The following is a 24998-nucleotide window of genomic DNA, read 5'->3' as shown; positions in this document are numbered from 1 at the left end:
GCCCTACGGCAGCACCCAGTGAAGGGCCGTCGCGTCATCCTGGGCTTTGCCGCGCGGCCAGCGCCGACCGTGCGGATCCCCGATCTCGGCATCTCGGACCAGGCGGATCAGCTCATCCGGCCCGGACTTGTTGAGGATGCCCAACACCGTTGCCCAGTCGGAAAGTTCGAAGCGGTCCACGAGCCGCGTGGCCCCGTCACTCAGCAGACTCACGGAGTCCACGGAGTCGAGCGGCACGGACCCGGTCAGTGCATGCTCAGCCGCCCGCGGGTCGGGGCCGGCGATCCAGAAGCCGCCCGGCCGGTTGCGCAGTCCGGTCAGCGCGTCGCGGTACTCGGCCAGCGCGGCAGCGTGTTCGGGTGAGCCGGTGGGAAAGGTGTCGACCGGGCCGCGGAACGGCTTGCCGACCTCGTCCAGGCGCCGGTCAGTAATGACCGCGCAACCCCCGTGGCGCTCGTCGAGCAGGAGGGAGGAGTCACCGAGGACGAGATATTCCAGCTCCTGGTCACCGGCCCGGACCGCCACGACCGTGCTGGTCGGACTCGCCCGATAGGTCAGGTCGCAACTGTCACTGTGCATGGCTCGAACCGAGGCGATGGAGTCGGCCAAGCAGTCGGCGAGCGGTCGGCGGGGATGAGCCGTGACGGCACGCAGCAACAGCGCCCCCAGGGTCCCGGAGAACCAGGCGATGCTGTGCACGCATCCGGTCTCAGCCCCCGCAACCCCGGCGCCGTCCAGGAGGACGGCAGCACCGGGGGCGACAGCGGCGAAGTCCTCGTTCTCCTGGCCGGGTTCGGAGGGAAGAGAGCCGAGCGCGACTCTCACGCCGCGGTCTCCTCGTCGTGCAGGTACAGCGGGCAGACCAGCTCAACGGACTGTGGCTCACTGGTCTCCGGGTCGTACTCGACGCCGACCAGCGTGGAGAACCGACGCTCCCCCACCTGCCCCCACAGGGCATTGAGATCCGAAGCCAGCAACTGGACAGCGCCGAGAGAGCCTTGCGTGTGAATACCGGCAATGGCGAGTACCGAACCCTTGCCGTCCGGACGGGGCAGTCTGCCGAGGTATCCCACGTCGTGCGGGCGAGCCGGATCGCCGTCCTGGCCTGAGCGGTGAACGGTACCGGTGCGCCGGTCCAGCAGTGTCCAGGGTTCGCCGTCCTCGTGCTGCCAGCTGAGAACCGGGTCCTGGGCGTACAGGTTCCACATGTCCTCGGACATGCCCGGACCGCAGACGACGATCAGACCGTCTCGGTTGAGGTTGACTTCACCGCTCACGAGCACATTGCCGGTGGCGACATCGAGGCTGTACGACTTCGCCAGGTCTTCGAGACGCTTGCCCGAGTTCATGTCGTCCATGGCGACGACCGTGCGCTTCTTCACGTCGTCCGCCCGAAGCGGAGTGACCACCGTGACGACGCCCGCACCGAAGAAGGCACCTTCGGGGGCCGGGCCAGTGTGGCGGATCTGGTGAATCCGGCCACGGCTCAGACCAGCCTTTTCGGCGATCTGCGCGTACGAAAGCCCCTGCGCATGGAGATCCTGAACCACACGCCGGCGAAGCCGCGCCAGCTCCGTCACTTCCTGCTGAGCGTCTGCCAACCGGGTCGTGACCTCACGCAGGAGCAGGTACGGATCATCAATCGACATAATCCGCTGCAACTCGTCCGACATGCCTTCACCTCCTAGACCTCCCCCGAAGTCTAGGCCCCTAGACAGAAAAGACGGAAGCAGGCGGCCCGAGCGAGCGCCGATCACATAGAAGCCGGATCTACGCCGAGGTACACCCCGAGGGCTCACCCGCCACCACCGGCATGGCAGCCGACAGCGGGAGCCGCACCAACTGCCATCACACGCCATCCCGGACCAAGTCGGCCCACACGGTGCGCCCGCTCGGTACACCCTTCACACCCCAGTCCTTTGCACAGGCTGCGACGAGCACCAGGCCACGACCGCCGTCGTCTTGGCTTGCCTCGTCACGCATCCGAGGGGCGCGGTCGCCGCCCATGTCGACCACTTCGAGCCGCACGCAGTCCGCCCGGAAGACGACGACTACGAGAAACCAGCCGCCCGCCGAGCCACTGAGGGTGTGCCGGACTGCGTTGGTCGCGAGCTCACTGACAACCAGGACCGCGTCATCGACAACGCTCGACTCCTGGAGAAGGGCGGCGACGAAGTGACGGGCTTCGGCCACCTGATCCGGCAGCCCAGGGAAGGCACGGCACCACTTGGTGAACATGGGAAGACTCCTTGTCTAGAGGGCTAGACAGCACGAAGGGCAGAGTATTCCCCCAGCCAGCCACACACCAAGGCATCTAGAGGAATTATTCCTCTATGGAGTGACGGTGTCCGCCAGGTCGCGAAACTCCTTCATCACCCGCAACAGCAGTTCCCGCACCTCACCACCGAAGACGGCCACACCCTCGAAGGAACCGAACACCTCCTCGTACGAGGCGACTTCGTCCCCGCCGTCCGAGACCTGCTCGTCCCGGAGCGCTTCAACCACGACCGCACTCCGGTCGCACAGGGTGAAGCCATGCCGAGGCATGACCGGCACCGGCCGATCCCACGGGATCACTCCGAGCCGCACGGTGGTCAGACTCTCGACAGCCAGCAGACGGTCAAGCTGGGCGAGCATGAGCGACGGAGTGCCGGGCCAGGTCCTCAACACGCCCTCGGTGACGACGAACACGGACTCCCGTCCCGGCTCATACAAAGCACTCTGGCGCTCCACACGGGCGGCGACGGCACGGCCAACGGCCTCAGGTTCAGCGTCAGGAGCGCTCGCAAAGACGTGACGGGCGTACTCGGCACTCTGAAGCATGGCCGGCAGCACCACACACTGAAACGACCGCACGAGCCGGGCCCCGCGGATCGCATCATCCAGGGCGACGCCAGGGAGTGCACTCGCTTCGGGCTGCGGAGCAGCGTCAACAGCCGCCTCCACAGCGACCAGGAGCTCCCGTACCTCACCCGAAGTCGTCTCATCGAGACCGAGGGCCCGAGAGAGCCGGTTGAGCACATCGGAGCTGGGGACCATCCGCCCGGTCTCGACCTTGGACACGGTCGGTTGCCCAACACCGGCTCGTCGCGCCAGAACAGCACCCGTCAGACCGGCATCCGCCCGAAGAGCACGAAGACGCGCCCCAAGCGCATTCATCCGCTCCCGCCGCTCACTCCCCATACCAAGGGTTCTACACCACGAGGGCACGCCAACCAGCGCAGGAGCAACGACCGGGAACAACAGGCCGTCGGCAGATGTCGGGTCCCAGTTGATGGCTGACGTTCTGGTCCCAGCTGTTGTTTGACGGTGGGCCTAGACAACTTGGGAAGCCCCGTGGGGCTTGTTCGCTTTCACGTTACGGACCGGGACGTCGGTCGTGCGCCGGATGACCCGGATCTGCCCGTCCAGCTCGACGGTGATCGTCGTGTCCGACACATGCACGGTCACCGTCTGGCCTGCGTAGGGGCGGCCGAGGGAGACAGTCTGGCGGCAGACCATGACCGTGCCCACCGCGCTGACCCGCCGCTGCACGCGGACCGGCTCCACCCGGGGCCGGGGCGGCGGACCCGCGGGCCGCAGGCCGTGCAACCGCTGCACCTTCTCGCTGGTGAGCGGGTTGGGCCGCACCCGCAGCAGCTCCCGCGACGAGGGATCGAAGAACGACAGCGTCTCCTCGTCGATCCGGATGCCCACCTGACGGCCGCCGAGGATCTCCGCCGCAAGCACCTGGCGCCCGCCCAGGTTCACCAGCCCGCTGTTGTTCACCACCCGGTCCACCTCGAACGCCTCCCCGTCCCCGGCAGGCAGTGGAGAGGGACCGGCCGCGCGACCTCCCCGGGCGGCCAGCTGCACGAGATCCGCCACCGACAGGTGCGACCGCACACTCTTGATCCGCGCCCCGGCGACCAGCAGATGGATCACCGATGTGTCCGCCCAGAACGTCACCGTCAGCCCCGAACGGGACGGCCCCAGCCAGAACTGCTTCCCCGCGACCTGCAGATTTCCACTCGCAGGCACCACCCGCTCGAACTCCACCGGCCCACCGGGCTCCATCGCCGCCGATGCCGGGACCTCCTCGGGCAGCCCGGCACGGACGGCCATCGCCTCAGCCGGACCCCGCTCCGCAGGCGCAGTCCGCTGCTGCGGCACCAGAGCCAGCACCCCCGGCACCCTCAGCCCCAGCACATCCCGCTCCTCCTCGGGAACCGGCGTGAACCGATCACCCGGAGAGTGCATGTCCAGCGCCTGATGCGGCCGGACGGAGTTGTACTCCTGCACCCACGCGTCCAGCGCCGACTGCGCCGCCTGGATGCTCTCGAACGCACCGCAATCGTCGAGAAGTTCACGTCGCAGCGTCTGATGGAACCGCTCGACCTTGCCCGTCGTGGTCGGCGAGGCCGGCTGGGTGAGCCGGTGCGCGATCCCGTTCTCCCGGCAGATCCGGTCGAACAACACCTCACCGCCATGCCCGAACCGGTCGGTGAACTGCTTGCCGTTGTCGGTGAGCACCTCCTCCGGCACCCCGAACGCCTGCAAGGCCCGGACGAAGGCCGCGCAGACCGCCCGCCCGGTCGCCCGCTCCACCACCGACGCGATCACGCAGAACCGGGAATGATCGTCCACACCGGTCACGATCTTCGCCTCGGTCAGCTCGCCAGTGACCGGGTTGACCAGCATCACCCCACCGACGATGTCCATCTGCCACAACTGCATCGCTCGATCGCGCTGCCAGCGCTTGTAATCCGACCGCTTCCGGCGCCGCACCCCCGGCTCCACCAGACCATGACGGACCAGGATCCGATACACCGTCATCCGCGACGGCACCGGCGCCACCGCCCCGGACCGCTCCAGCACATGAGCGATCCGCCGCGGACCCCACCGAGGATGTTGACGCCGCAGCTCACACACCGCCGTCTCCACCTCGGCGGATGCCTGATGCGGACACGACGCCGGCCTGCGTGACCGGTCCGCCAGACCCGCCAGCCCCTCGGCCTCATACCGGGACTTCCACCCGCTGACCGTCTGCCGCGACACCCCGAGCGACGCAGCGACCTCGGTCACCGTCGCGCCCGCCAGCACTGCCAACACAGCCCGGTATCTCTGCTCGACAACCGACAACTCCACCAGCGCCAATCCCGGCCTCCTGCCACACGCCGCAACGACGTGCACAGAAAAGCCGATCACGGCCACCGTCAACCATCAGCTGGGATCGAACTGTCAAGCATCACCCGGGATCGGACACAGGCCGTCGGCAGAGCGTGATTCAAACTTTCTCTACTGGTTCAAGGCCCGCGCACGGCGCGGGCGCGCGCCGCCTCTGCGGCGCGGCCTGCCTCCTGTCTGCGCCCCGGCTGGCCGCGCACGGCGGCGCGCTCGGCGGCTGCGGGCATGAAGTGGGAGACACCCTCTGTGGCTGGGGCGGTCGGCTCCACGGCTTTAGCCACCTCCCCAATTCGGGTCCCGCGTCGAGCAAGACCAGGGGGCCACTCGTTCAAATTCCGGGCAGGTGCAAAGCCTGCCCGAGTTGCCGACCAGCGTACGGCCCCCTGGTCATGCTCGACCCCAAACCGGGCAGGACACCGGCCAAACCCGCTCCACCGACCTTCTCTTTCATGAACTCCCGAGGTGGAGTACCGCATAGGGCCCGGTCTGGAACTGCCGATGCATCATTGGCCCCTAGGAGGCAGGAGGTTCAAGCATTCTGGAGACGATCGGCAAATAGCGCCGAACCTGCTCTCGATCGCTCTCTTTTTCTTCCTCCGACAGCTCGGAGTACGGCGTATTCATCTGCAATTCCCACCGCCGCACGAGCTCAGCGGGAATAGTCAGCGAACCATCATCATCGCGTACGCATTTCGAGTGGAGATAACGTTGCCAATGCGCCCATCGTTCATGTTCGACATTTGCAAGCTCCTCCACCATTCTTTCCATCTTGCGGGAATTTAGTGAGCCTTCTGGGAGGTCAGTCACTCTAGATCAACCCTTTGCTTACAAGCGCCCAATAATGCTGCCCTAGCACCGTTAGTTCACATGACTTACTTTGCATAGCAGCGTGCCACATGTGGGGCGCATCTACAGGCCGAACAAGGTTGACCTTGACGTACTTCTGTAGTACGGCAAAGTTTGCCGTGTTTACGGGGTCAGGTGACGGAATCGACGCATCCGTCCGCTGTTCCGCAGATCGCTCCGGTTCAAACGACGGGTCCAATTGGAGGTTGTGGTCCGGTGCCGGGAAGTGCTTCGTCAGCGCTTGGAGGTCAGCAAGGGAGATCGGCGGCTCAGCCTTCCGCAGAGAGACAAAGGTCTTGACGTTTGTCTTGAAGACTGGCCGCTGCGCCCATGGGCCAAGCGATTGATCAATATGAGCGTAAACACTTCCGGGTGTAATGTCCCCCACTAGATTCGCCGCTGCCCCATTGAGTGCATCAACGAATAAGCTTGTGAATACACCCGCGCCGCCACCGGACGTCTCGTAGGAGTACTGCTCGGCCGTCGAGGCAGTCAAGATGGTGACGCCGTCTGAAATTTCAGCAAGGCCTGTGGTCATCGAATTATTTCCCACCACGCCGCTGTGACAGCTATCGAGAATGATCACCTTGTTTCTTGCCTGCGAACTATTCGCTAGTTTCATAACCTCAGACAAAGCGAGCCCATCGTCCCCGGTCTCGGAATCACTCGCGCACAGGAAACCGCCGGTGTCTTCGATGTATCCGTGCCCCGCGAAGTAGAATAGGGCAATCTCCGAGTCATCTGCGAAAAGCCGCCTAACCTCCTCCTTGAGGCTCCTTTTGGTGACGCACTGCGTAACGCTTGTTCCCGTCATGACATGAGGGGAGGGAAAGTTAAGTGTTCCGTCTGAATTACGCTCGATCGCGGCCTTGACTGCGAAGGCATCGTTTACGCATCCAGTTAGATTTTCGAGGTTTTCATAGTGGTCGATTCCGACGATAAGGGCCTTACGCATAACACCTACAGGGAGTCGATGAAGTTAGCAATGTTCACGTCAGTCCACGTTACTGTACTCACACCAGGAATTGCCGTACGGTCATTAGCGTAAGCCCAGATGCCTCGAATTGACTTTCCCTCTTCTTTGGCGCATTGAATTTCCCACCTTTGCCCGCTCGACGTCAGGGAGTTCTTGCTGACCAAAACAATGACTCCATGAGAGCGCCGAATTCGAGTGCGCACTCGATCTTTCCAGTTGCTGTCATAGGGCTCCTTCACCGACATGTCGATGAACTCGAAAGGAGCTCGCGGGTGCAGGGACTGTCCCTTCAGGAAGTCTCTCTGGCGCTCATCCTCGATGGCGAACGCCACGAAGACCACCTTTTTGTCTGCCACTGCGTCTCCCTAAGCTTGGCGGGCTGCACTGCGAAGGAGGACCTCCTTGCAAGTGAGCCGCCGATGTATCCGGCTTGATCGTTCAGGTTACTAGGGCCCCCCGACGTTGGGGTGGGGTTTGATCAGATTGACGACGCCACCGGCCGGCGGCTGAGCGCATGGCGCCCGCAGGCGGGTGACGCGCGGATTGCGATCATGCAAGTCAATGAGCACCGTGCGCGGCCGTGCGGGCACTGTACGGTGTACAGCCTGCCCACCTCTCTACGCACAAAGGGACCCGTTGTGCCCACCACCATCACAGGTTTGGTTCTGCTCGTTGTCCTGCTGCTGCCGGGCCTCACGTTTGTCATCGTCCGGGAACGTAAGGGGAGTGAACGTCGTCCAACGCCCTTTCGGGAGACTGGCGCAGTGGTGTTCTGCAGCATTCTGACCGAGCTTGCTGCACTGGTGCTCTTCGCGGCACTGCGCGGGCTTAGGCCCGATCTGACGCCGGATATCGGACGGCTGATCCGGGAGGGCGCCACCTACGCACGGGCCCACTATGCCGAGCTGGTGTGGTGGGCGGGAGGCATGCTAGCGCTTGCATGCGTTCTGGCTGCGGTAATGGCAGCCATCGCAGGGCGCAAACCACATTCATCTGCGATGTCAGCGTGGTGGGTCATGTTTGAGAAATGGTTTCCGGGAGAAAACCCGCTCGTGGGGTGCATCCTGGATGACGGTTCGTACATCGAGGGGCGACAGGCATCGTTCAACATAAGTTCTGACGATTTGCCAGACAGAGACTTGGTGCTGATCCAGCCGCTGAAGTACCGGGCCCCCGGCGCAACCGAGACGCATGACTTTCCGTGGGGAGCGGCATGTATCTCAGCGCGCCGGATCGTCACGATGTTTGTCAGCTACTCCCTTGCCCCTGAGCAGGAGGAGGGGGAGGAGGGGGCGACGCAGGCGTCCGCCCCGGCTGTTTCGTAGGCTTATGGCCACGGCTACCCCCTGAAGAGGGCTTGCTTTGCGGCTGGTTACGGCCCCCCTCCTGGGGCGCCTTGGGCTTCTCGACCATGAGCAGACTCCCTAACGGTCATCCAACGTGATGTGGAACCAAAGATTCTCATCACCTTCCACGGTCATCTTATAGAACTAGCCTCGATCGGTCATGCGAGCTCGCCAGCTTACTGACGGGCCCGCATGACCGATCGAGGCTACCGCCCTCTGAAAGGTGCTCGTGCGAAAGCTGCCGGGTCTCTCAGTGACCTCGACGGACTGATCAACGCACCGGATCTCGCGGATTCAATCTGCGTAACGAATTCGAGTCACCCGGCCCGAATCGTACGCTACAACTACCGCCCCATCGTGTTGGACAAGCAAGGCGAGGAATGAAGGGTCCGGCATGGGAATCCGCCGCCGATTCCCGTCTGGCTGTATTACTGTCACCCTCTCCATCCCCTGTACAGCCAACCATGTACCGCTGCTTGAAACGCGAGCATTCTGGTCGCTCAACAGCAGCCTATTTCCGGCATCTGTGCCGCTGGGTTGCGGCCAAGCGACCTGGAGGACATGGCCCAATGCCGAGCGTACCCAAACTTGCTCGCCTCGCGTGGTCAGCTGAAGCGGGCCTCGGGGGACTTTCAGGCGGGCCACTGGTCGCAGGTCATCCGCAGCTAGTTCGACCACCTGGTTGCGTTGAGCGAGGCTGACGAAAATGCGCCCCCTAGCTTTGGCGATGCCGTACGGAGCACCTGTGACGGATAGCCTTGCCAACCTTTGACCGTCCTTCACAGCGAGCGCGTCGACTCGGCCGACGGCGGGTGACGCGACTACTACACGGTCGTTGGCCAAGACGAAGGAGCGAGCACCGCCACCAGCGGACTGCGTCCACAGGGTGTGTCCGGTATGCAGATCGACTCGACCTATGCGGCCCGCCTCCACAGACAGGTAGTAGGCGGCAGTGCCTCGGACGATGACCTGGTCCATGTAGTCGTTGACGCGCGCGACCGTGTGGCCAGTGTGCTGACCAAAGTCCAACCTGGATAGGAAGTGGCCGCTGACCACGGCATAGGTGGTGTTTGACGCTTCATCCTGCGTGATGCCCGTGACTGGGGAGTTGTAACTCACCGTATCCGAGTCGTTGTCACGAGAAGTGCCGAAGGCCAGCGCGAAGACCGCGGGAATGACGCTTGCGGCCACCCAGGGCCATACGTGCCACCACCGGCGCCACCACGGGCGGAAGACGGGAGCCTCACCAGGTGCGTGGATCAATACCGGGGGGGCTGGCTGCGTAGCGTGGGTGGAATGCTGCCCGCCTTTACCTCTGACTCGCCGTGCATATACGAGATATTCGCCAACGGTTTCGCGGACGTCAGCTGCCGATGCTGGCTTCGTGCCGGTCACGGCCAGCGCGGCGATCTCAACAGCTGCTTCGTAGCTCACGTCGTTTGGCGCACGTCCGACGACGATCACCGGAGAGTCGAAGGGAAGGGTGACTGCCAGAACTTCCGTGCCGGCGCGCGCCCGGTCGAGTTCGCTCCACTCAATTCCCAGCGCGTGACCGAGTACCGCTAGCCGTAGACGCTGTTCACGACGGCGAGTCGGTGGCAGTAGGAAGATGGTCCGTCCCAAGGCGCCAGCTGCTCTGATCTGGCGGATCTCCCACAGCAGGGACTCTGAGCGGCCGACAGTTACACAGATGAGCTGTGATCGACCGATCAGTTCGCGAACCCCGTCTTTCCAGTCAGCCATCGAGAAACTGCGGCGTGCCGCTCCCAGGGGTGGTGGCAACTTCTCGCCCACCTGGCTGAGTGTTTCAACCGGTCCGTGCACTGCTAGCGCGGAAGCTGCGACTTCCTCGAAGCGCTCGAAGCGGCGCATGAAGAGCCGCTCGACTACTGATGCACGGTCCAATCGGCGGGCCCGGAGGGTGCGGCGGTCATCGGCGAAGGACCGCAACATGAGGGTTGGGCGGCGCTGATCCTGCTCGACCTGTTGACGCAGGTATCGCATTCCCAGACGCCTCATCAGAATGAAGGGCACCAAGGCGAGCAACACGACCACTACGCCAATTACTCTGATGAGAGACCCGAAGCCAGTGGCTACGTAGTCCGACGAACCGGGGCTGACTCCCATTGCTTGTAGGTCTGAACCCAGCACGATCAAGAGCACTCCACCGCCAGCGATCACTGCGGTGAAGAATGAGCCAAGTGCAGCCAGGATACGCCCATACCCCTTGAAGACAGCCGGTCTCCACCGGTCGGCATGCCGTCTGTGTAGCAGCCTCTCGACGACCAGGACACCCACCACCGCGGCGACGGCGAAAGCCATTGTGGCCCAGACGCCCATGTAGAGCGTCTCGGTCAGGCGTATAGCCCAGGCGTACACGCAAAACCGTACAAGGACCGCTGCTGTACTGCTGGCCAGCCGCATGTTCACGAGACGGTCCACACGAAAGACGCCGTCTCTAACGGGGCGACTGAAGAACGATCGAAGCCGACGCCAGCTGGCGGGATCACGCAGGAGAGCCAACAGCCCGAGTAACAAGGGTAGACCGATGGCTGCGCTCATTGCCTCTGCGTTGAGCGCCGTGCGGGTGTCACTGTCGCGCCAACTTACGGTAGACAGGTCAGGCAGCACCGTCATACGGGGCTGCTGTAGTCGGACGAGATCGCTAAGCATTTCCTCGGTGGCCTGCGGCGCTTCAGCTCGGCTGGTTTGAACGAGAAATACCACTGCCGTCCGCCCCCGCACCAGCGCCGCGCATGCAGAGGCGTAGCCAGCACCACGTTTAATGAAGCCCGCCCGGTCGGCTTTTGGCACCTGTACTTCACTGGTTGGAGAACAGGACTGTGTCGCCTGCATCTGGGCGTAGGTGGCTTGCCGCATCTCAAGAGCCCGGATCTGCACCACGTCTTTGGCGTCAGCACTTTCCCAGGTGCGCTGCCACGCCCCGACGACCGTCAGGCGCCGGAAGTCGGCTCTCAGTCGGCCGGACCCGACAAACAGCCCTCCGTCTGGAGGGCCGTCCTGCATGGGGAGCCAGAAGCTGCGCCCAATCGAAGACAGATCCGAGGTGGCAAGGAGCTTCTGCTCGACGGCTGGTGTGGTGTACGGCGGGACGACCAACTTGACGGGCGGTGCCACCACCTCGCGGTGCCAGAAGACGGCCATGATCATGAAAACGAGCGCCAATAACGACAGTGCTCTCCAAGCAGCCCAGCGCACACGATGCGGCCACATGTGGTGCTCCCCATTGGACCCGGCTCATCTGAGCCTGCGATGTTAAGAGGACTTTGGCATCATCTTCACGGTTTAGCGGTACAGTCCAGGAAATCCATGGACGATATCTGATCGCAGTGTGACAAATGGGTCATACTCGATCATTCTCTACTTAAGTCGGCCGTGGACTATCCGTGGACTTGCCCCCTCTGATCTGTGACGTACAGGCCCGTGACCGGCTATGTTGCCCAGGACCCACGGGGCCTCCGGAGCCGTGTGCGCAGGTTCGAATCCTGCCGGGGGCACCTTGCATGAGGTGCCCAAAGACCCCGCCATCAGCGCTTTCGCTGAGAACGGGGTCTTCGCGTATGTGCAGGCGGATGCAGCCCGAAGCGGCTCTATGTCGAGGGCTGTGGACGAGGCGTGGATGGGATCTTGAGGCATCGGCCCAGTTCATCGGGCGCAAAGGGCGGGGCCCACAGCTCCGACCCCTCCATCCCCTCCCCCGGGTCACCGATCACCGAGGGCCGCACCGTCGATGGGCCCGCTCCGCGGTCAGGACGTACAGCCGGGGACCGAGCCGACAGGCCGGCAGTTATTGGGGGTGTTGTCGACGATCCGGCTGTTGACGAGGTTCAGGACGCTGGGGGACGGCGCTTGCCAGATGCCGCCGCCGTTGAGCGCACTGTTGTGCCGCACCACTGTTTTCGTCAGCGTGCTGGTGCCGTAGTTGGCGATACCGCCGCCAATCTGGCCTGCGCGATTGTCGGCGATGGCCGTCGAGGAGATGGTCATCGGGGCGCGGTCGTTGTAGATTCCGCCGCCCTGCTCGAAGGCGCGATTGCCGCCGATGTACGACTTCTTGATGGTCAGAGAGACCCCGGCGGTGAAGATGCCACCCCCGAATTGCGTAGCCTGGTTCCGCTCCACTTTGGTGTTGTCGAGCAGGGTGGTGCTGCGCGGCCCGTTGTAGATGGCGCCTCCCTGCTGTGCCGCGCTGTCCCGCAGAACGCTGTCATGGACTTCGAGGGTGCTGCCCTGGTTGACGAAAATGGCACCCCCTTGGTTCGCCGTGCTGTTGGTCACCGTGCTGTGCCGGAGGATGAGCGTCCCTCCGTCGGTGGGCAGGTAGGTGCCGGCGTAATCGAGGTAGCCGCCACCGGTCGCCGTGACACCGTCCACGGTCAGGCGCCCATTGGGACCGTCGATCTCCGCGATGCGGAAGCCAACGGCAGCTTCGGGGTCCCGTCGGATGGTGGTGTTGTGACCCAGCAGGGTGACAGTGCCCGTGATTTGCGGCAGAGCGTTGGCCCCAAGCCCGCCGGTCGACGCTGGAGTCGTGACGTTGTAGACGCATTTGGGCGCGAGCCGGATGGTGTGCGGCCCGGTGTTGTTGTTCGCGGCGACGATCGCATTGTTGAGCGCAGTCACATCACACGGGATGGACACCTGGGGTTCCGCGCTTGCCACGCTTCCCATGCCGAGCACAGCAACAATCGGCACAGCCAAGACCACGGCGCTTAGTTGACGTCTGAGCATTTCTTCTCCATATCGCAGTACGTGATCAATTGATCACCTTCAGCGACCATGACCAGTTTTCTGCGAGCTCGCAACCTGTCATTCGCGGCACAGGCAGGACCGGCGGTCAGGTATCGACGCGCGCCAGCCGGCATGCGCGGTCGGCACGTCGGCGGGCGCGCAGCGGTGGCGGCACAGGCCGAAGACGGCTGGGAAGCCGGTGGGTACGGAGGCGGTAGACACAGGATCGTGCCCTCAGTCACTCGTACTCGCGAAGCAGGTCCTCGATACGCCGGGTTGGCGACGTCCTGCCGTCCGTCGAGGCACTTCGCGTAGCGGGTCAGCAGGACCTCAACGCTGTTGCCGGCGCGCTCGGCGACCTCGGTGGGGTCGACCCCGGCGTTGAGCCACGTAGACAGCGCCGAGTGCCGAAGGTCGTACGGCCGGCTTGCGAGCGGCGAGGCCGCGGCGGCAGGCGGCAGGCGGCAGGCGGCAGGCGGCAGGCGGCAGGCGGCAGAGCGAGGAGCCGAGCCTCCTGCCAGACGCGGTAGTAGGTGGAGGACGGAACGGGCCTTGACCCAAGGCCCGTTTTGCTGGCTCCCGCTCTTTGTCGTTGTTGCGCACTGATCTCGTGTGAGGGGCGTGTGGGGACACGACTGCGGCTTGCGTGGCCAGGTCTCGTGGTCGGCCGGCTCCCTGGGTTGCGGGGCCATGACGGGCATGGATCTTGAGGTGATGGGCGCGCTCTCCGCGGCCGGAGTGGCGCTGATCGGGATGCCCGCCACAGTGCTCATGGGCCGATGGCAGATGAAAGCCGCATTGCGCACGGCAGGGGCCACCAGTGAGGCGGGTTTCGCTCAAGCCGAGTCTTCCTACCGTGCGGCATTGGACGCCGTCCGCGCCGGGCTGTCACGGCGTCACCTCGTCACAGGCCGGGGGCGCCCCATAGCGGGAACCAGCGGCCCAGGTCCTCCTCGATGCGCAGGTCGTCCTTGACGGTGCCCTTGACCTGGAGTTCCAGCGGGTTGTCGCGTTTGTGGCCGGGCAGTGGGGCGAAGGGGTAGAAGGTGCCGCGCTTGTAGAGGTAGACGAGGGCGAGCGAGCGCAGTTCGGCGTCGTGGAAGGTGACCAGGGAACACAGGAGCTGTGGGCCGAAGCCGCTGTCCTGCAGAGCGGCGTTCACCGCGTGCAAGTCGTTGACCAGGGCGGGCAGCTCGTCGGGGTCTCGGCGGGACAGCAGCCACGAGTACCCGTACTCATCCCGGCTGAACTCTACGGGCGAGCCGGCTCGTTCGGTGTCCGTGTCGAGGAGGTCTCGTACTTCCTGCTGGACTTGGGCGAAGGCCCCGCCTTCGATGGCGGCGAAGCACACGGAGCCCGCTCCGGTCGGGGTGAAGCCGATGGCCGCCTGGAGCGTGATCGCGGCCGAGGGCAGGCCGAAGAGCTGGTCCAGGTCGGGCTTGACCGGTCTGCTCCGGCCGAACAGGACATCCAGGAAGCCCACGGGGCATCAGCTCCTCGTCATTCCCGCCGACCGCCCGGCCCGCTCAGCTCGTCGGCGATGTCTTCGAGCGCCTCCAGGCGGCGTTCCAGGCTGGGGTGGGTGGAGAACAGGTTCGCCACTGCCGTGCCGGGTCCGAGTGCGGGGGTGAAGAAGAACGCGTTGAACGCCTGGGCGGTGCGCAGGTCCTGGGTCGGGATCCGGGCGATGTCTCCGCTGACCTTGGTCAGTGCCGAGGCCAGGGCGGAGGGTTTCGCGGTGAGCATGGCGGCGGCGCGGTCGGCGGCCAGTTCGCGGTAGCGGGACAGGGCACGGATGAGCAGGAAGCTGACCGCGTAGACGAGGGCGGAGACCGCCATCACGGCCATGAAGACGACGGCGGTGTTCTGGTCACGCTGGTCGCGTCCCCCGAACAGCTGGGAGTAGAACGCGAAGCGGACGACGAGCCCGGCGATCACGCCCAGGAACGAGGCGATGGTGATCACCGCGACGTCGCGGTGCGCGACGTGGGAGAGCTCGTGGGCCAGGACGCCTTCGAGTTCTTCGGTTTCCAGGCGGCGCAGCAGACCGGTGGTCACGCAGACCACGGCGTTGTCGGCGTTGCGGCCGGTCGCGAAGGCGTTGGGCAGGTCCATGTCCGAGACGGCGACCCGGGGTTTGGGCATGTCCGCGGTGGCGCACAGCCGGTCGATGACACCGTGCAGCCGGGGCTGTTCCTCGGGCGATACGAGGTGGCCGTGCATGGCGTACAGGGCGATCCGGTCGGAGTACCAGTACTGCGCGCCCAGCAGGGCGGCGGCGATGACGACGACCAGGACGACGGACTTGAGCAGCGCGATCAGCGCGGCGATGAACGCCACGTACACCAGCCCGAGCAGGAACATCGTCACCACCATGCGGGCCGTCAGCTGCCGGTCGGGCTCGAAACGACTGCGCACCGCCATCACCCCGGGATCAGGCCCTCGTCGGACAGCAGCTCCCGCACCTGCGCGAGGCTGGTGCCCTCGTCGGGCAGTACAAGTTCGGACGGTGTGATCGTCTCGTCGGGCAGCGGAGTGCCGAGGCTGCGCACCGCGTCCAGCAAGGCGGACAGGGCGGCGGCGAAGGCCGCGTCGTCGTCCGTGTCGGCGGCCGCCTGCAGGGTGGAGTCCAGTGCGTTGAGCCGGGCCAGGTGGCCTTCGGCGATCTCGTACTGGCCTTCGCCGAGAATCCGCATGATCATGACGTCTCCCTCCGCCCGGGGCCCTCCACCGCTGGCGGGGCGGAAGAGGCCGGTAGCTGGGCTTTCATCCGGGCCAGCTCGTTTTCCACGTCGCTTCCCGCGGTCACCCGTTCGAGCTCGGCCTGGATGTCGTCACGCCCGGTCGGCAAGGTGGCGTCCTCCAGCGCGCCGGAGGCGATGAGCTCGTCGAGCGCACCCGCACGCGCCTGGAGTTGTTCGGTCTTGTCCTGGGCCCGCTGCATGGCAAGGCCCACATCGCCCATCTCCTCACCGATGCCGGTGACGGCCTCGGTGATGCCGGTCTGCGCCTCGGCGGCGGTGTAGGTGGCCTTGATCGTCTCCTTGCGGGTACGGAACGCGTCCACCTTCGCCTCCAGCCGCTGGGCGGCCACGGTCAGCTTCTCCTCCTGGTCCTTCAGCGACGCCTGCTGGCCCTCCAGATCGGTGATCTGCTCGGCCACGGCCGTACGCCGGGAGAGCGCCTCGCGGGCCAGGTCCTCACGCCCCGCGGCGAGCGCCTGCTGCGCCTGGTCCCGCAGTTTGTCCGTGGACCGGCTCAGCTGGCTCACCTGTAGCTCGACCCGCTTGCGGCTGGTCGCCACATCGGCCACGCCGCGCCGGACCCGCTGCAGCATCTCCCGCTGCTGCTCGTAGGAGTAGTCCAGGACCTCGCGTGGATCCTCGGCCTTGTCCAGTGCCTTGTTCGCCTTGACGCGGAACAGGGTGGCGATGCGGTGAGTGATGCTGGTCATGGCGACCGCCTTCCTCTCGATGCCGGCACGGTCCGCCGTCCGAAAGTGACCGGCCCCGTCGCGCCGGGCCTGTCGGTGACATCCCTCGCGCCTGAGGTCACGGCTCCGTCGAGTTCACGGACACCTCCGGCCGCCGCTGCTCGGACTGTGCCTCTTCCATTGTCCGGCTCCGTTCCTGGCCCGGCACTCGGATAGTGTCCGGCGGCGGCTCACGGCCCGCTCCCGGCTCGGGCCGACCCGTGCGGGCCGGGGATGTCGCGCATCGCGTCGGCGATGGCATGGACCAGGGCGGCGGCGATGGTGACGGCGCCCCACAGGCCCCAGGCCGCTGCGGGCATGGCGGTGGCCAGGAGGGCGGGGAGGGGAAGCAGGCCGGCCGCGAGGAGGGCGGGAGCCGTGCGATGGATGGAGCGAACCGGGCCGGGGGCGTCGCGCCGGTGGCGCCGGGTGAGATGGGCGGCGCAGGCAGCGGTGGTCGCGGCACCGAGCGCGACAAGGGTCCAGGCAACAGCTTCCATGCCCGGTCACCTCCGGCCGGGTCCGCGCGGGCGGTTGCTCAGGACGACTCGCCGCCCCCGAAGTTGTGCCGGGGGCGGGCAGCGGCTCTCGTGCGGCGTGATCCGGCGCAGGATGTCCTGGGCCGGGGCGGCCAGGAGCCGGGTGCCGATCAGGATCGCCGTCAGCGTGTACATCGCGGGCACCATTCTCTGCCTGTACCGGTGCGGGGGGCTCAGCGGAACGGCATGTGGTCGTGCGGGTCGAGCTTCTTGGCCGTGTCGTGGTGGTCCCGACCCGGGCCGTGCGTGTCATCGCCGCCGTGCATGCCGCGCATCATGAAGAACATCATCAGCGGGCAGGCGAGCACGATGAGGAGGAGGGCGAGGTCGCCCAGCGGCACGCCGAGCGCGAGTGCGCCGACCATGGCGACGGCGACCGCGTACAGGCCGTAATTCCTGTTGTTCTTCATGACCGGTCCTCCTCTTTGGGAGGCGCGTCAGGGTTAGGTCAGTTCAGCGTTCGGTCAGGTCGGTGTTCGGTCAGGTCGGTGTTCGGTCAGGTCGGTGTTCGGTCAGGTCGGTGTTTGGTCAGAGGGCCGGAGGAGCGCAAGGCGGCGAGGCGCTGCCGGTACTCCTCTTCATCTATGTCACCGCGGGCGAACCGCTCAGCGAGCAGCTGCTCGGGCGAGGGCCCGGTGGAGACGTGGGTGTGCGGGTGCTCGGGGGCACGGTTCAGGGCCCGGAAGAGCAGGACGGCGGCGGTGATGATCAGCGCCCAGAACAGAATCATGCTGGCCGACATGGCGAACCAGCCCCACCCGCTGACATCGTGGTCGTACCAGAACATCATCGCGAGTCACACCTTCCCGGCTTGCGGGGCCGCGGACAGAAGGCTCACAGGTCCACTGTCGCGTTCTCCTGCCACGGTACGCGCCGGCCGGGTCGCTCGGCACAGGGCCGTTCGGTCCCCTCCGGGGCTGTTCGGTCCCCTCCGGAGCCGTTCAGCCCTTGCCCCGTAGGGGTAGGCGGGCTGACGCTGAGCCTGGGTGATCCCGCAGGAGGGACGGTCTGCCATGGATGCCGTCGATGTTGCTGTTGTCACGCTGGCCGTCGTGTTGATCGCCGGTCTCGGCTGGTTCTTCTTCGGCCCGCACCGGGCCCGCAGCGCGCGGCTGGAGGGCGGGGTCCAACGAGTCGAGGTGACGGTGCGCGGCGGCTACAGCCCCGACGTCATCCGGATCCGCCAGGGCATTCCGCTGGAGTTGGTCTTCGACCGGCAGGAGAGCGGGGAGTGCACCAACCGGGTCGTCTTCCCCGACCTGCGCGTCAGCGCCGGCCTTCCGGCGTATGCCCGCACCACCGTGCGGGTCGATCCGCCCAGGGCCGGGACCTTCGGGTTCGCCTGCGGAATGAACATGATCCACGGAACCCTGCTCGTCGAACCCGCCGAGGACTCCGCAACTGCGCCGTCCTCGCCCGACGGGCACGTCGGCGCGATCATGCCTCCGGCACCGGCCGTCGGCGCGCCCCCGGGCGGGGAGGAGCGGGGGGCGGCCGAGGCGGAGGCTGCGGAAGCCGCCGAGCGGCAGGCGGAGATCGAGGACCTGACCCGCCGGGTGACGCTCGGCGCCGTTCTCACCGCGCCGGTGCTGTTCGCCGTGATGGCGCACGAGCTCTTCGGCGCCGACTGGGTGCCGGGCTGGATGCTCAACCACTGGTTCCAACTGGCCCTGGTCACACCGGTCATGTTCTACACCGGGTGGCCGATCCACTCGACGGGCTGGCTGACCCTGCGCCATCGCGGCGCGGACATGAACTCCCTGATCACGCTCGGCACGTCGGCCGCGTACGGCTACAGCCTGCTGGTCACGCTGGCACCCTCGCTGCTGCCCGAGGACGTGCGCGAGGTGTACTACGAGGCCGTCGGGGTGATCCTCACCCTGATCCTCCTCGGGCGGTTGCTGGAGGCTCGTGCCAAGGCCGGCACCGGGGAGGCGATCCGGGCTCTGCTCGGGCTGCGGGCCCGTACCGCCCGGGTGATACGGGACGGGGCTGAGGCCGATGTCCTCGTCGAGGACGTCGTCGTGGATGACGAGATCGTGATCCGGCCCGGAGAGAAGGTCCCCGTCGACTCCGAGGTCCTGTCGGGCTCCTCGGCGGTGGACGAATCAATGGTCACCGGCGAACCCATGCCGGTCACCAAGCGGGCGGGCGACACGGTCATCGGCGCCACGGTGAACACCACCGGTTCCCTGCGGGTACGGGCGAGCAAGGTCGGCGCCGACACGATGCTGGCCCAGATCATCCGCCTGGTGCAGCAGGCCCAGGCGTCCAAGGCGCCGATCCAGCGGCTCGCCGACGCGGTATCCGCCTACTTCGTGCCCGCCGTCATCGCCATCGCGATCGCCGCCTTCGCGCTCTGGTACACGGTCGGCCCCGCCCCGGCGCTCACCCTGGCACTGGTCTCCGCGGTCGCGGTGCTGATCATCGCCTGCCCGTGTGCGCTGGGCCTGGCGACCCCGCTGTCCGTCATGGTCGGAACCGGCAAGGGTGCCCAGGCGGGCATCCTCATCCGCTCCGCCGAGGCCCTGGAGACCGCCCACAAACTCGACACCGTCGTGCTGGACAAGACCGGCACGGTCACCGCGGGCAGGCCCGTACTGACCGACGTCGAGGCGACCGGAGGCTTCACCGAGGCAGCGCTGCTCGCCCTGGTGGCGGCGGCCGAGGCCGACAGCGAACATCCGCTGGCAGGCGCGATCGTCACCGGCGCCCGGGAGCGGAAACTCGCCGTCCCCCTCGCGAGCAGCTTCGACTCGGTCACCGGCAAGGGCGTCCAGGCCACCGTCGACGGACGAGCCGTGCTGGTCGGCACCGCGCGCCTGCTCGCGGACGTGGGTATCGACACCAGCTCCGTGACCCCGGTCGCGGCGGAGTTGTCCGCGCAGGGCAAGACTCCCGTACTCGCCGCCGTCGACGGCCGGGCGGCCGGCGTGCTCGCCGTCGCCGACACGGTCAAGGCCGACTCGACCCAGGCCATCGCAGCCCTGCACCGGCTCGGCATCGAGACAGTCATCATCACCGGAGACAATCCCCGAACCGCCGCGGCCATTGCCGCCCAGGTCGGGGTGGAGCGGGTGCTGGCCGAGGTGCTGCCCGAGCACAAGGCCGACGAGATCCGCCACCTCCAGGCCGAGGGCCGCACCGTCGGCATGGTCGGCGACGGCATCAACGACGCCCCCGCCCTGGCCGCCGCCGACGTCGGGCTCGCCATCGGTACCGGCACCGACGTCGCCATCGAAGCCGCGGACATCACCCTCATCTCCGGCTCCCTGACCGGCGTCGTCACCGCCATCCGGCTCTCCCGCGCCACCATGCGCAACATCAGGCAGAACCTGTTCTTCGCCCTGATCTACAACGCCATCGGCGTCCCGCTCGCGGCAGGCGCCCTCTACCCCTTCTGGGGCATCCGCCTCAGCCCGATCATCGCCGCCGCCGCGATGGCCCTGTCCTCCCTGTCCGTGGTCACCAACTCCTCCCGCCTGCGCCGCTGGCACCCCGCACCACCGCCGCCCGCCGCACCGGCCGCGGTCGAACTCCGGGTCGAATCCGCAGCCGACCGGACCGAGCCCCAGCCGGAACCCGCGCACCATGACGGGCACGGGCACGGGCACGGCGACGACACGACCGTGGTCGACCCGGTGTGCGGCATGCGCCTGAACCGGGCAACCGCTGCCGAACGGCGCGACACCGACGCCGGCAGCCTCTACTTCTGCTCCGCCCGCTGCGCCGCGGCCTACGACGCCGATCCGGGCCGCTTCCACGCACCGGCACCTGGCGGAGCGCACGAAGGAGACAATCCCCAGTGATCACCGTCCCCGGCGAGCGCGCCCCCGAGGCCGCTGCGTCGCCGTGGATCTCGCGCTGGACGAACAGGCCGTCGGCGCCGGCCACCGCGTACGTGGTGAGGACGCGCACGGAGTCGTCGTCCAGGTCCGGGAAGAGTTCGGTGACGATGTCCGCGATTCTGCGGCTCGCGATGTCGCGGACCTGGAGGAGGACCGTGCGGCCCCGGGGGAAGACCGTGCGGCCCCTGTTCCAAACGCGCTGTGCGCGGACTTCCTGGCGGGCCGCCGATGAGCACGGCATCGACGAACGCTGTGCCGGTCGACACCACGTCGCCGTACGCCGCTTCGGTCTTCGGCGCCGTCCTCCTCGGGTACCCGGTCATCGAGACCGACCGGTTCGCCGACGGGCGACGGTCCGGCACCGACGCGATCGGCATTTTCCCGGCGCTGGGCGGGACGCGTGTCCCGGACGACGACTGAGGGCGCCCCGGGGCCCTGGCCGGATCACCGCCGGGGCAGGGGCTGTTCGGTCCAGATGGTCTTGCCTTCGGGGGTGTAGCGGGTGCCCCAGCGTTCGGTGAGCTGCGCCACGAGGAAGAGGCCGCGGCCGCCCTCGTCCTCGGTGCGGGCGCGGCGCAGGCGGGGCGAGGTGCCGCTGCCGTCGTAGACCTCGCAGATCAGGGCGCGGTCGCGGAGGAGGCGGAGCTGGACCGGGCCGGTGGCGTGGCGGATGGCGTTGGTGACGAGTTCGCTGGCCACCAGCTCGGTGGTGAAGGCCAGTTCGTCCAGGCCCCAGGCGGCGAGTCGCTCGGTGACGGCCGTGCGGGCGCGGGAGACGACGGCCGGGTCGCCGGGCAGGTCCCATCGGGCGACCCGTTCCGGGCCCAGGGTGTGCGTACGGGCGACGAGCAGGGCCACGTCGTCGCCCGGCCGGGCCGGCAGCAGGGCGTCGAGGACCGCCTCGCAGGTGTCCTCGGGGGCACGGTCGGGGCAGGCCAGGACGGTACGGAGCTTGTCGAGGCCGGTGTCGATGTCGCGGTGCCGGTCCTCGACCAGGCCGTCGGTGTAGAGGACCAGCTGGCTGCCCTCGGCCAGTTCGAGTTCGACGGTCTCGAAGGGCATGCCGCCGAGGCCCAGCGGCGGTCCGGAGGGCAGATCGAGGAACTCCACCGTCCCGTCCGGGGCGACGACCGCGGGCAGCGGGTGCCCGGCGCGGGTGAGGGCGCAGCGCCGGGACACCGGGTCGTAGACGGCGTACAGGCAGGTCGCGCCGATGATGCCGGAGTCCTGGTGGGTGTTCTCCACCGCCCAGCCCTCGCCCCGGTCGAGGCGGCCGACCAGGTCGTCGAGGTGGGTGAGCAGGTCGTCCGGGGGCAGGTCGAGGGCGCAGAAGTTGTGCACGGCGGTGCGCAGCCGCCCCATGGTCGCGGCGGCGTGCAGCCCGTGACCGACCACGTCACCGACGACGAGTGCCACCCGGGCGCCGGAGAGCGGGATGACGTCGAACCAGTCGCCGCCGACGCCCGCCTGGGCGGGGAGGTAGCGGTAGGCGACCTCGACCGCGCTCTGCTCGGACCGGCCTCGGGGCAGCAGGCTGCGTTGCAGGGCGAGGGCGGTGTTGTGCTCGCGGGTGTAGCGGCGGGCGTTGTCGATGCAGATCGCCGCGCGTACGACCAGTTCCTGGGCCAGTGACAGGTCGTCGTCCTCGAACGGGGCGGGCTGCTCGGACCGGTAGAAGCTGACCACGCCGAGGGTCACGCCGCGCGCCCGCAGCGGGACGGTGATCAGGGAGTGGATGCCGGCCGCGAGGGCGCGCTCCAGCCGGGCCGGGTCCTGGGCGAGCCAGCCGCCGGCCTCCGCCAGCACGGGCTCCAGCACCGACCGCCCGGTCTCCCAGCTGCGGGCCTGCGGGGTGGAGGGCACGAAGCGCACGGGGTCCCCGACCTCGTACAGATGCGACTCCTCGTGTACGGCGCCCAGCGCGACCCGGCGCAGCCGCATGCCGGGGCCGAGGGGTTCCGGCTCGTCCCCGAGCAGTACGGAGACCGGCAGATCCACGGCCGCGAAGTCGGCGAACCGGGGGACGGCCACCTCCGCGAGTTCCTCCGCGGTGCGGGTGACGTCCAGGGTCGTTCCGATCCGGACTCCGGCGTCGTGCAGCAACTCCAGACGCCGGCGCGCGAGCACGGCGAGCCGACCGACACCGGGTTCACCGACCAGGAGGAGCCAGGCGTCGGTGGCGGAGTCGGGGTGTGGGGTGGGAGGGGCCGACGGGGCGGGGCGGTGGGTGGCGTCGGTGGGGCGGTGGGTGCCGGTCGTGGTGGGGGTGCCGGTCGTGGTGGGGGTAGTGGGGGTAGTGGGGGTGCCGGTGGTCGCGTCGGTTTCGTACGGGGTGGGGTCGGGTGGTGGGGGTTGCGCCGGCGTCGGGCGGGCGTGGGGGGAGGCGGGGACGACCGTGCGGAGGGCGACGGTCGGGGGTGGGGCAGTGGGGAGTGGGGCGGGCGCGGCCGGGGATGTGCCGGGCGGGGTGGTGGTGAGGTCTGGGGTGGTGGTGAGGTCTGGGGTGGTGGCGGAGGTGGCGGGTGGTGTCGTCGGCGGCTGCGCGGGCGGTGTCCGGGATGGCGGCAGGGTCGGGGTGGTCGTCGGCTGCCCTGCCGGGAACGCGGGCGGGGGTGTCAGTTCCGTGTGGCGCAGGTGAGGGCCGCCCAGGACGCGGGCCTCGATGACCACCCCGGTTTCGCCCGACTCGCTCATGATCGGGCGGCGGAGGAGCGTGGCGACGCGGCCGCCGGAGAGGGTGATCTCGTCGAGGGTGCGGTGCGGGGAAGCGATGAGCTCCTCCGCCTTCTCACGGAGAACGGCCAGGTCCACGCGGCCGAGGGGCTCGCCGTACCGGCCGTCGTCGCCCCGCGCCCAGGGCGGGTGCTCGGGCTGGCGGGGCCAGGTGTCGTGGCGGGCGGCGGTACGGGCGGCCCGGCGGTACGCGGCGAGCAGGGCCCGTTCCCGTTCCGTGGCCTGTTCCAGGAGGCCAGCCTCGATGTCGTGGGCCGCCTCGCGGACGAGCCGCAGCATCGTGGGGTCGCCGTCGTCGCGCAGACAGGTCAGGTCGAGGACGGCCTCGACCCGGCCGCTGAGCGGGTTGCGGACGGGGGCGCCGGCGCAGGCGAAAGGGGAGAGGCAGTCGGCGAAGTGTTCCCGGCCCAGGACGAAGACGGGCTGGCGTTCGGCGAGGGCCGTGCCGACGCCGTTGGTACCGGCGGCGGCCTCGGAGGCGCAGAAGCCGGGGGCGAAGTTCACCTCGTCGAGGCGGGTGAGGAGCTGTCGGTCGCCGCCGTGCCGCTGGACCATGCGGGCCTGTCCGTCGCAGAGCACGATGCTCATGCTGACGTTCGCGAGGGAGGTGGTGAGCTGCGCGAGCACCGGGTCGGCGGCGCGCAGGAAGGGGTCCTCCATGGCGAGGTCGGGTGCGTAGGGGATCAGCAGCCGGTGGGGTTCGAGGCCGGCGGAACGGCAACGCTTCCACGAGTCGAGCACCGGATCCCGGACATCCGAGTCGACCCGCGCGCCCGCGAGGAAGCGCTCATGCGCATCGACGAGACCGCCGATGTCGTCCCAGGAGACGGACAACGGGATCACTTCCCTGACCTGCGGACGGCCCCGCCGCACACCGCCACCCGACGTGCCCCCGGGGGCCGCCTGCCAGGCGCTACAACCCTAGACCTCGGGTGACACACATCACAACAGACGGGAAGCGGTGGGGCTCGGCGACCCAGCGTGCGGGGGCGAGGCCGGGAAGCAGGTGCATCCGGCGGCTCGGAGCCAGGCCGGTTCGGCGGCCCGACGACCCGGCCGCCTGCCGGCCCAGCGGCCCGGCAACCCGACGCCCCAGCGGCCCCCGCCGACCCATCGGCCCAGCGACCAAGCGGCCCAGCGGCCCAGCGGCCCAGCGGCTGCGTGGGCATCGGCGGTTTCGGTTCCGTCGTGGTCGTCTCGGCGTTCGTGGGGTCCGGCGGTCATCGTTGCGCGCGTGCGTCGAACCCGTCGGCGGGTGGCGAGGGTGGGCCGTCCGTGGGCCCGGGTGCGGGGCGGCCGGGAGGTGACTTGTGTCTCATG

General features: G+C 67.7%; 22 protein-coding genes and 1 pseudogene. 3 read left to right on the top strand and 20 right to left on the bottom strand.

What is annotated here, in order from left to right:
* Window positions 1-3 precede the first annotated feature (3 nt).
* The 8 genes from OG272_RS33465 to OG272_RS33430 all read right to left on the bottom strand — a co-directional run bounded on the left by OG272_RS33465 (window position 4) and on the right by OG272_RS33430 (window position 7344).
* On the bottom strand, window positions 4-825 hold the full coding sequence (locus OG272_RS33465; RefSeq protein WP_405895407.1) for an integrase: 822 nt from the start codon (window positions 823-825) through the stop codon (window positions 4-6).
* Window positions 822-1673, bottom strand: coding sequence for a sigma factor-like helix-turn-helix DNA-binding protein (locus OG272_RS33460; protein ID WP_405895406.1), 852 nt, complete (start codon window positions 1671-1673; stop codon window positions 822-824). The genes OG272_RS33465 and OG272_RS33460 overlap by 4 nt, the downstream gene beginning before the upstream one ends.
* A gap of 175 nt (window positions 1674-1848) precedes the next feature.
* On the bottom strand, window positions 1849-2238 hold the full coding sequence (locus OG272_RS33455; RefSeq protein ID WP_405895405.1) for an ATP-binding protein: 390 nt from the start codon (window positions 2236-2238) through the stop codon (window positions 1849-1851).
* A gap of 93 nt (window positions 2239-2331) precedes the next feature.
* A complete protein-coding gene (locus OG272_RS33450; protein WP_405895404.1) occupies window positions 2332-3183 on the bottom strand; it encodes a helix-turn-helix domain-containing protein in 852 nt (283 codons plus the stop codon).
* Window positions 3184-3315: 132 nt separating this feature from the next.
* Window positions 3316-5121, bottom strand: a complete 1806-nt coding sequence (locus OG272_RS33445) for an IS481 family transposase (RefSeq protein ID WP_405896081.1) — start codon at window positions 5119-5121, stop codon at window positions 3316-3318.
* Window positions 5122-5679: 558 nt separating this feature from the next.
* Window positions 5680-5925, bottom strand: coding sequence for a hypothetical protein (locus OG272_RS33440; RefSeq protein WP_328224018.1), 246 nt, complete (start codon window positions 5923-5925; stop codon window positions 5680-5682).
* 49 nt (window positions 5926-5974) lie between these two features.
* Complete coding sequence (locus OG272_RS33435; RefSeq protein WP_328224017.1) at window positions 5975-6967, bottom strand: caspase family protein; 993 nt, start codon at window positions 6965-6967, stop codon at window positions 5975-5977.
* A gap of 5 nt (window positions 6968-6972) precedes the next feature.
* Complete coding sequence (locus OG272_RS33430; protein WP_328224016.1) at window positions 6973-7344, bottom strand: TIR domain-containing protein; 372 nt, start codon at window positions 7342-7344, stop codon at window positions 6973-6975.
* A 282-nt stretch (window positions 7345-7626) separates the two neighbouring features.
* Between OG272_RS33430 and OG272_RS33425 the strand changes: the two genes are divergently transcribed.
* On the top strand, window positions 7627-8313 hold the full coding sequence (locus tag OG272_RS33425) for a DUF6338 family protein (protein ID WP_328224015.1): 687 nt from the start codon (window positions 7627-7629) through the stop codon (window positions 8311-8313).
* A 315-nt stretch (window positions 8314-8628) separates the two neighbouring features.
* Here the strand turns inward: OG272_RS33425 and OG272_RS33420 are convergent, their stop codons facing one another.
* From OG272_RS33420 to OG272_RS33370, 11 genes and pseudogenes are all read right to left on the bottom strand, one after another.
* Window positions 8629-11568, bottom strand: coding sequence for a YncE family protein (locus OG272_RS33420; protein WP_405895403.1), 2940 nt, complete (start codon window positions 11566-11568; stop codon window positions 8629-8631).
* Window positions 11569-12102: 534 nt separating this feature from the next.
* Window positions 12103-13086, bottom strand: a complete 984-nt coding sequence (locus tag OG272_RS33415; protein WP_405895402.1) for a hypothetical protein — start codon at window positions 13084-13086, stop codon at window positions 12103-12105.
* A 238-nt stretch (window positions 13087-13324) separates the two neighbouring features.
* Window positions 13325-13633 (bottom strand): annotated as a pseudogene (locus OG272_RS33410) (hypothetical protein); the annotation flags it as partial.
* Between the two features lie 357 nt (window positions 13634-13990).
* Entirely contained in the window at window positions 13991-14569 is a 579-nt protein-coding gene (locus OG272_RS33405) for a PspA-associated protein PspAB (RefSeq protein ID WP_326577484.1), read from the bottom strand.
* Between the two features lie 17 nt (window positions 14570-14586).
* Window positions 14587-15504 (bottom strand): zinc metalloprotease HtpX, encoded by a 918-nt coding sequence (gene htpX / locus OG272_RS33400; RefSeq protein WP_327727817.1) that lies wholly within the window; start codon window positions 15502-15504, stop codon window positions 14587-14589.
* Between the two features lie 5 nt (window positions 15505-15509).
* Window positions 15510-15788 carry a PspA-associated protein PspAA gene (locus OG272_RS33395; protein ID WP_326577487.1) on the bottom strand — a complete coding sequence of 93 codons (279 nt, stop codon included), beginning with the start codon at window positions 15786-15788 and terminating at the stop codon, window positions 15510-15512.
* A complete protein-coding gene (locus tag OG272_RS33390) occupies window positions 15785-16540 on the bottom strand; it encodes a PspA/IM30 family protein (RefSeq protein WP_327727818.1) in 756 nt (251 codons plus the stop codon). The genes OG272_RS33395 and OG272_RS33390 overlap by 4 nt, the downstream gene beginning before the upstream one ends.
* A gap of 209 nt (window positions 16541-16749) precedes the next feature.
* Window positions 16750-17058, bottom strand: a complete 309-nt coding sequence (locus tag OG272_RS33385) for a hypothetical protein (protein WP_327727819.1) — start codon at window positions 17056-17058, stop codon at window positions 16750-16752.
* 6 nt (window positions 17059-17064) lie between these two features.
* Window positions 17065-17244 carry a hypothetical protein gene (locus OG272_RS33380; RefSeq protein ID WP_328224010.1) on the bottom strand — a complete coding sequence of 60 codons (180 nt, stop codon included), beginning with the start codon at window positions 17242-17244 and terminating at the stop codon, window positions 17065-17067.
* Window positions 17245-17270: 26 nt separating this feature from the next.
* The gene (locus OG272_RS33375) at window positions 17271-17507 is read right to left on the bottom strand and encodes a DUF2933 domain-containing protein (RefSeq protein ID WP_327727821.1); all 237 of its coding nucleotides are present in this window, start codon (window positions 17505-17507) and stop codon (window positions 17271-17273) included.
* A gap of 86 nt (window positions 17508-17593) precedes the next feature.
* Window positions 17594-17887 carry an SHOCT domain-containing protein gene (locus OG272_RS33370; RefSeq protein WP_327727822.1) on the bottom strand — a complete coding sequence of 98 codons (294 nt, stop codon included), beginning with the start codon at window positions 17885-17887 and terminating at the stop codon, window positions 17594-17596.
* A gap of 223 nt (window positions 17888-18110) precedes the next feature.
* On the opposite strand from OG272_RS33370, the gene OG272_RS33365 reads away from it, so the two are divergent.
* Window positions 18111-20906, top strand: a complete 2796-nt coding sequence (locus OG272_RS33365; protein WP_405895401.1) for a heavy metal translocating P-type ATPase — start codon at window positions 18111-18113, stop codon at window positions 20904-20906.
* A gap of 267 nt (window positions 20907-21173) precedes the next feature.
* Window positions 21174-21365 carry a hypothetical protein gene (locus OG272_RS33360; protein WP_327732391.1) on the top strand — a complete coding sequence of 64 codons (192 nt, stop codon included), beginning with the start codon at window positions 21174-21176 and terminating at the stop codon, window positions 21363-21365.
* Between the two features lie 24 nt (window positions 21366-21389).
* Here OG272_RS33360 and OG272_RS33355 read toward each other — a convergent pair whose 3' ends face one another.
* Window positions 21390-24521 carry a SpoIIE family protein phosphatase gene (locus tag OG272_RS33355; RefSeq protein WP_405895400.1) on the bottom strand — a complete coding sequence of 1044 codons (3132 nt, stop codon included), beginning with the start codon at window positions 24519-24521 and terminating at the stop codon, window positions 21390-21392.
* Window positions 24522-24998: the final 477 nt, after the last annotated feature.

It is taken from the genome of Streptomyces sp. NBC_00104, from assembly GCF_045160825.1.
In the GTDB taxonomy this organism is placed as follows: domain Bacteria; phylum Actinomycetota; class Actinomycetes; order Streptomycetales; family Streptomycetaceae; genus Streptomyces.
The sequence above is the reverse complement of the archived record's forward strand: the minus strand, read 5'-3'. Positions and strand labels throughout refer to the sequence as shown.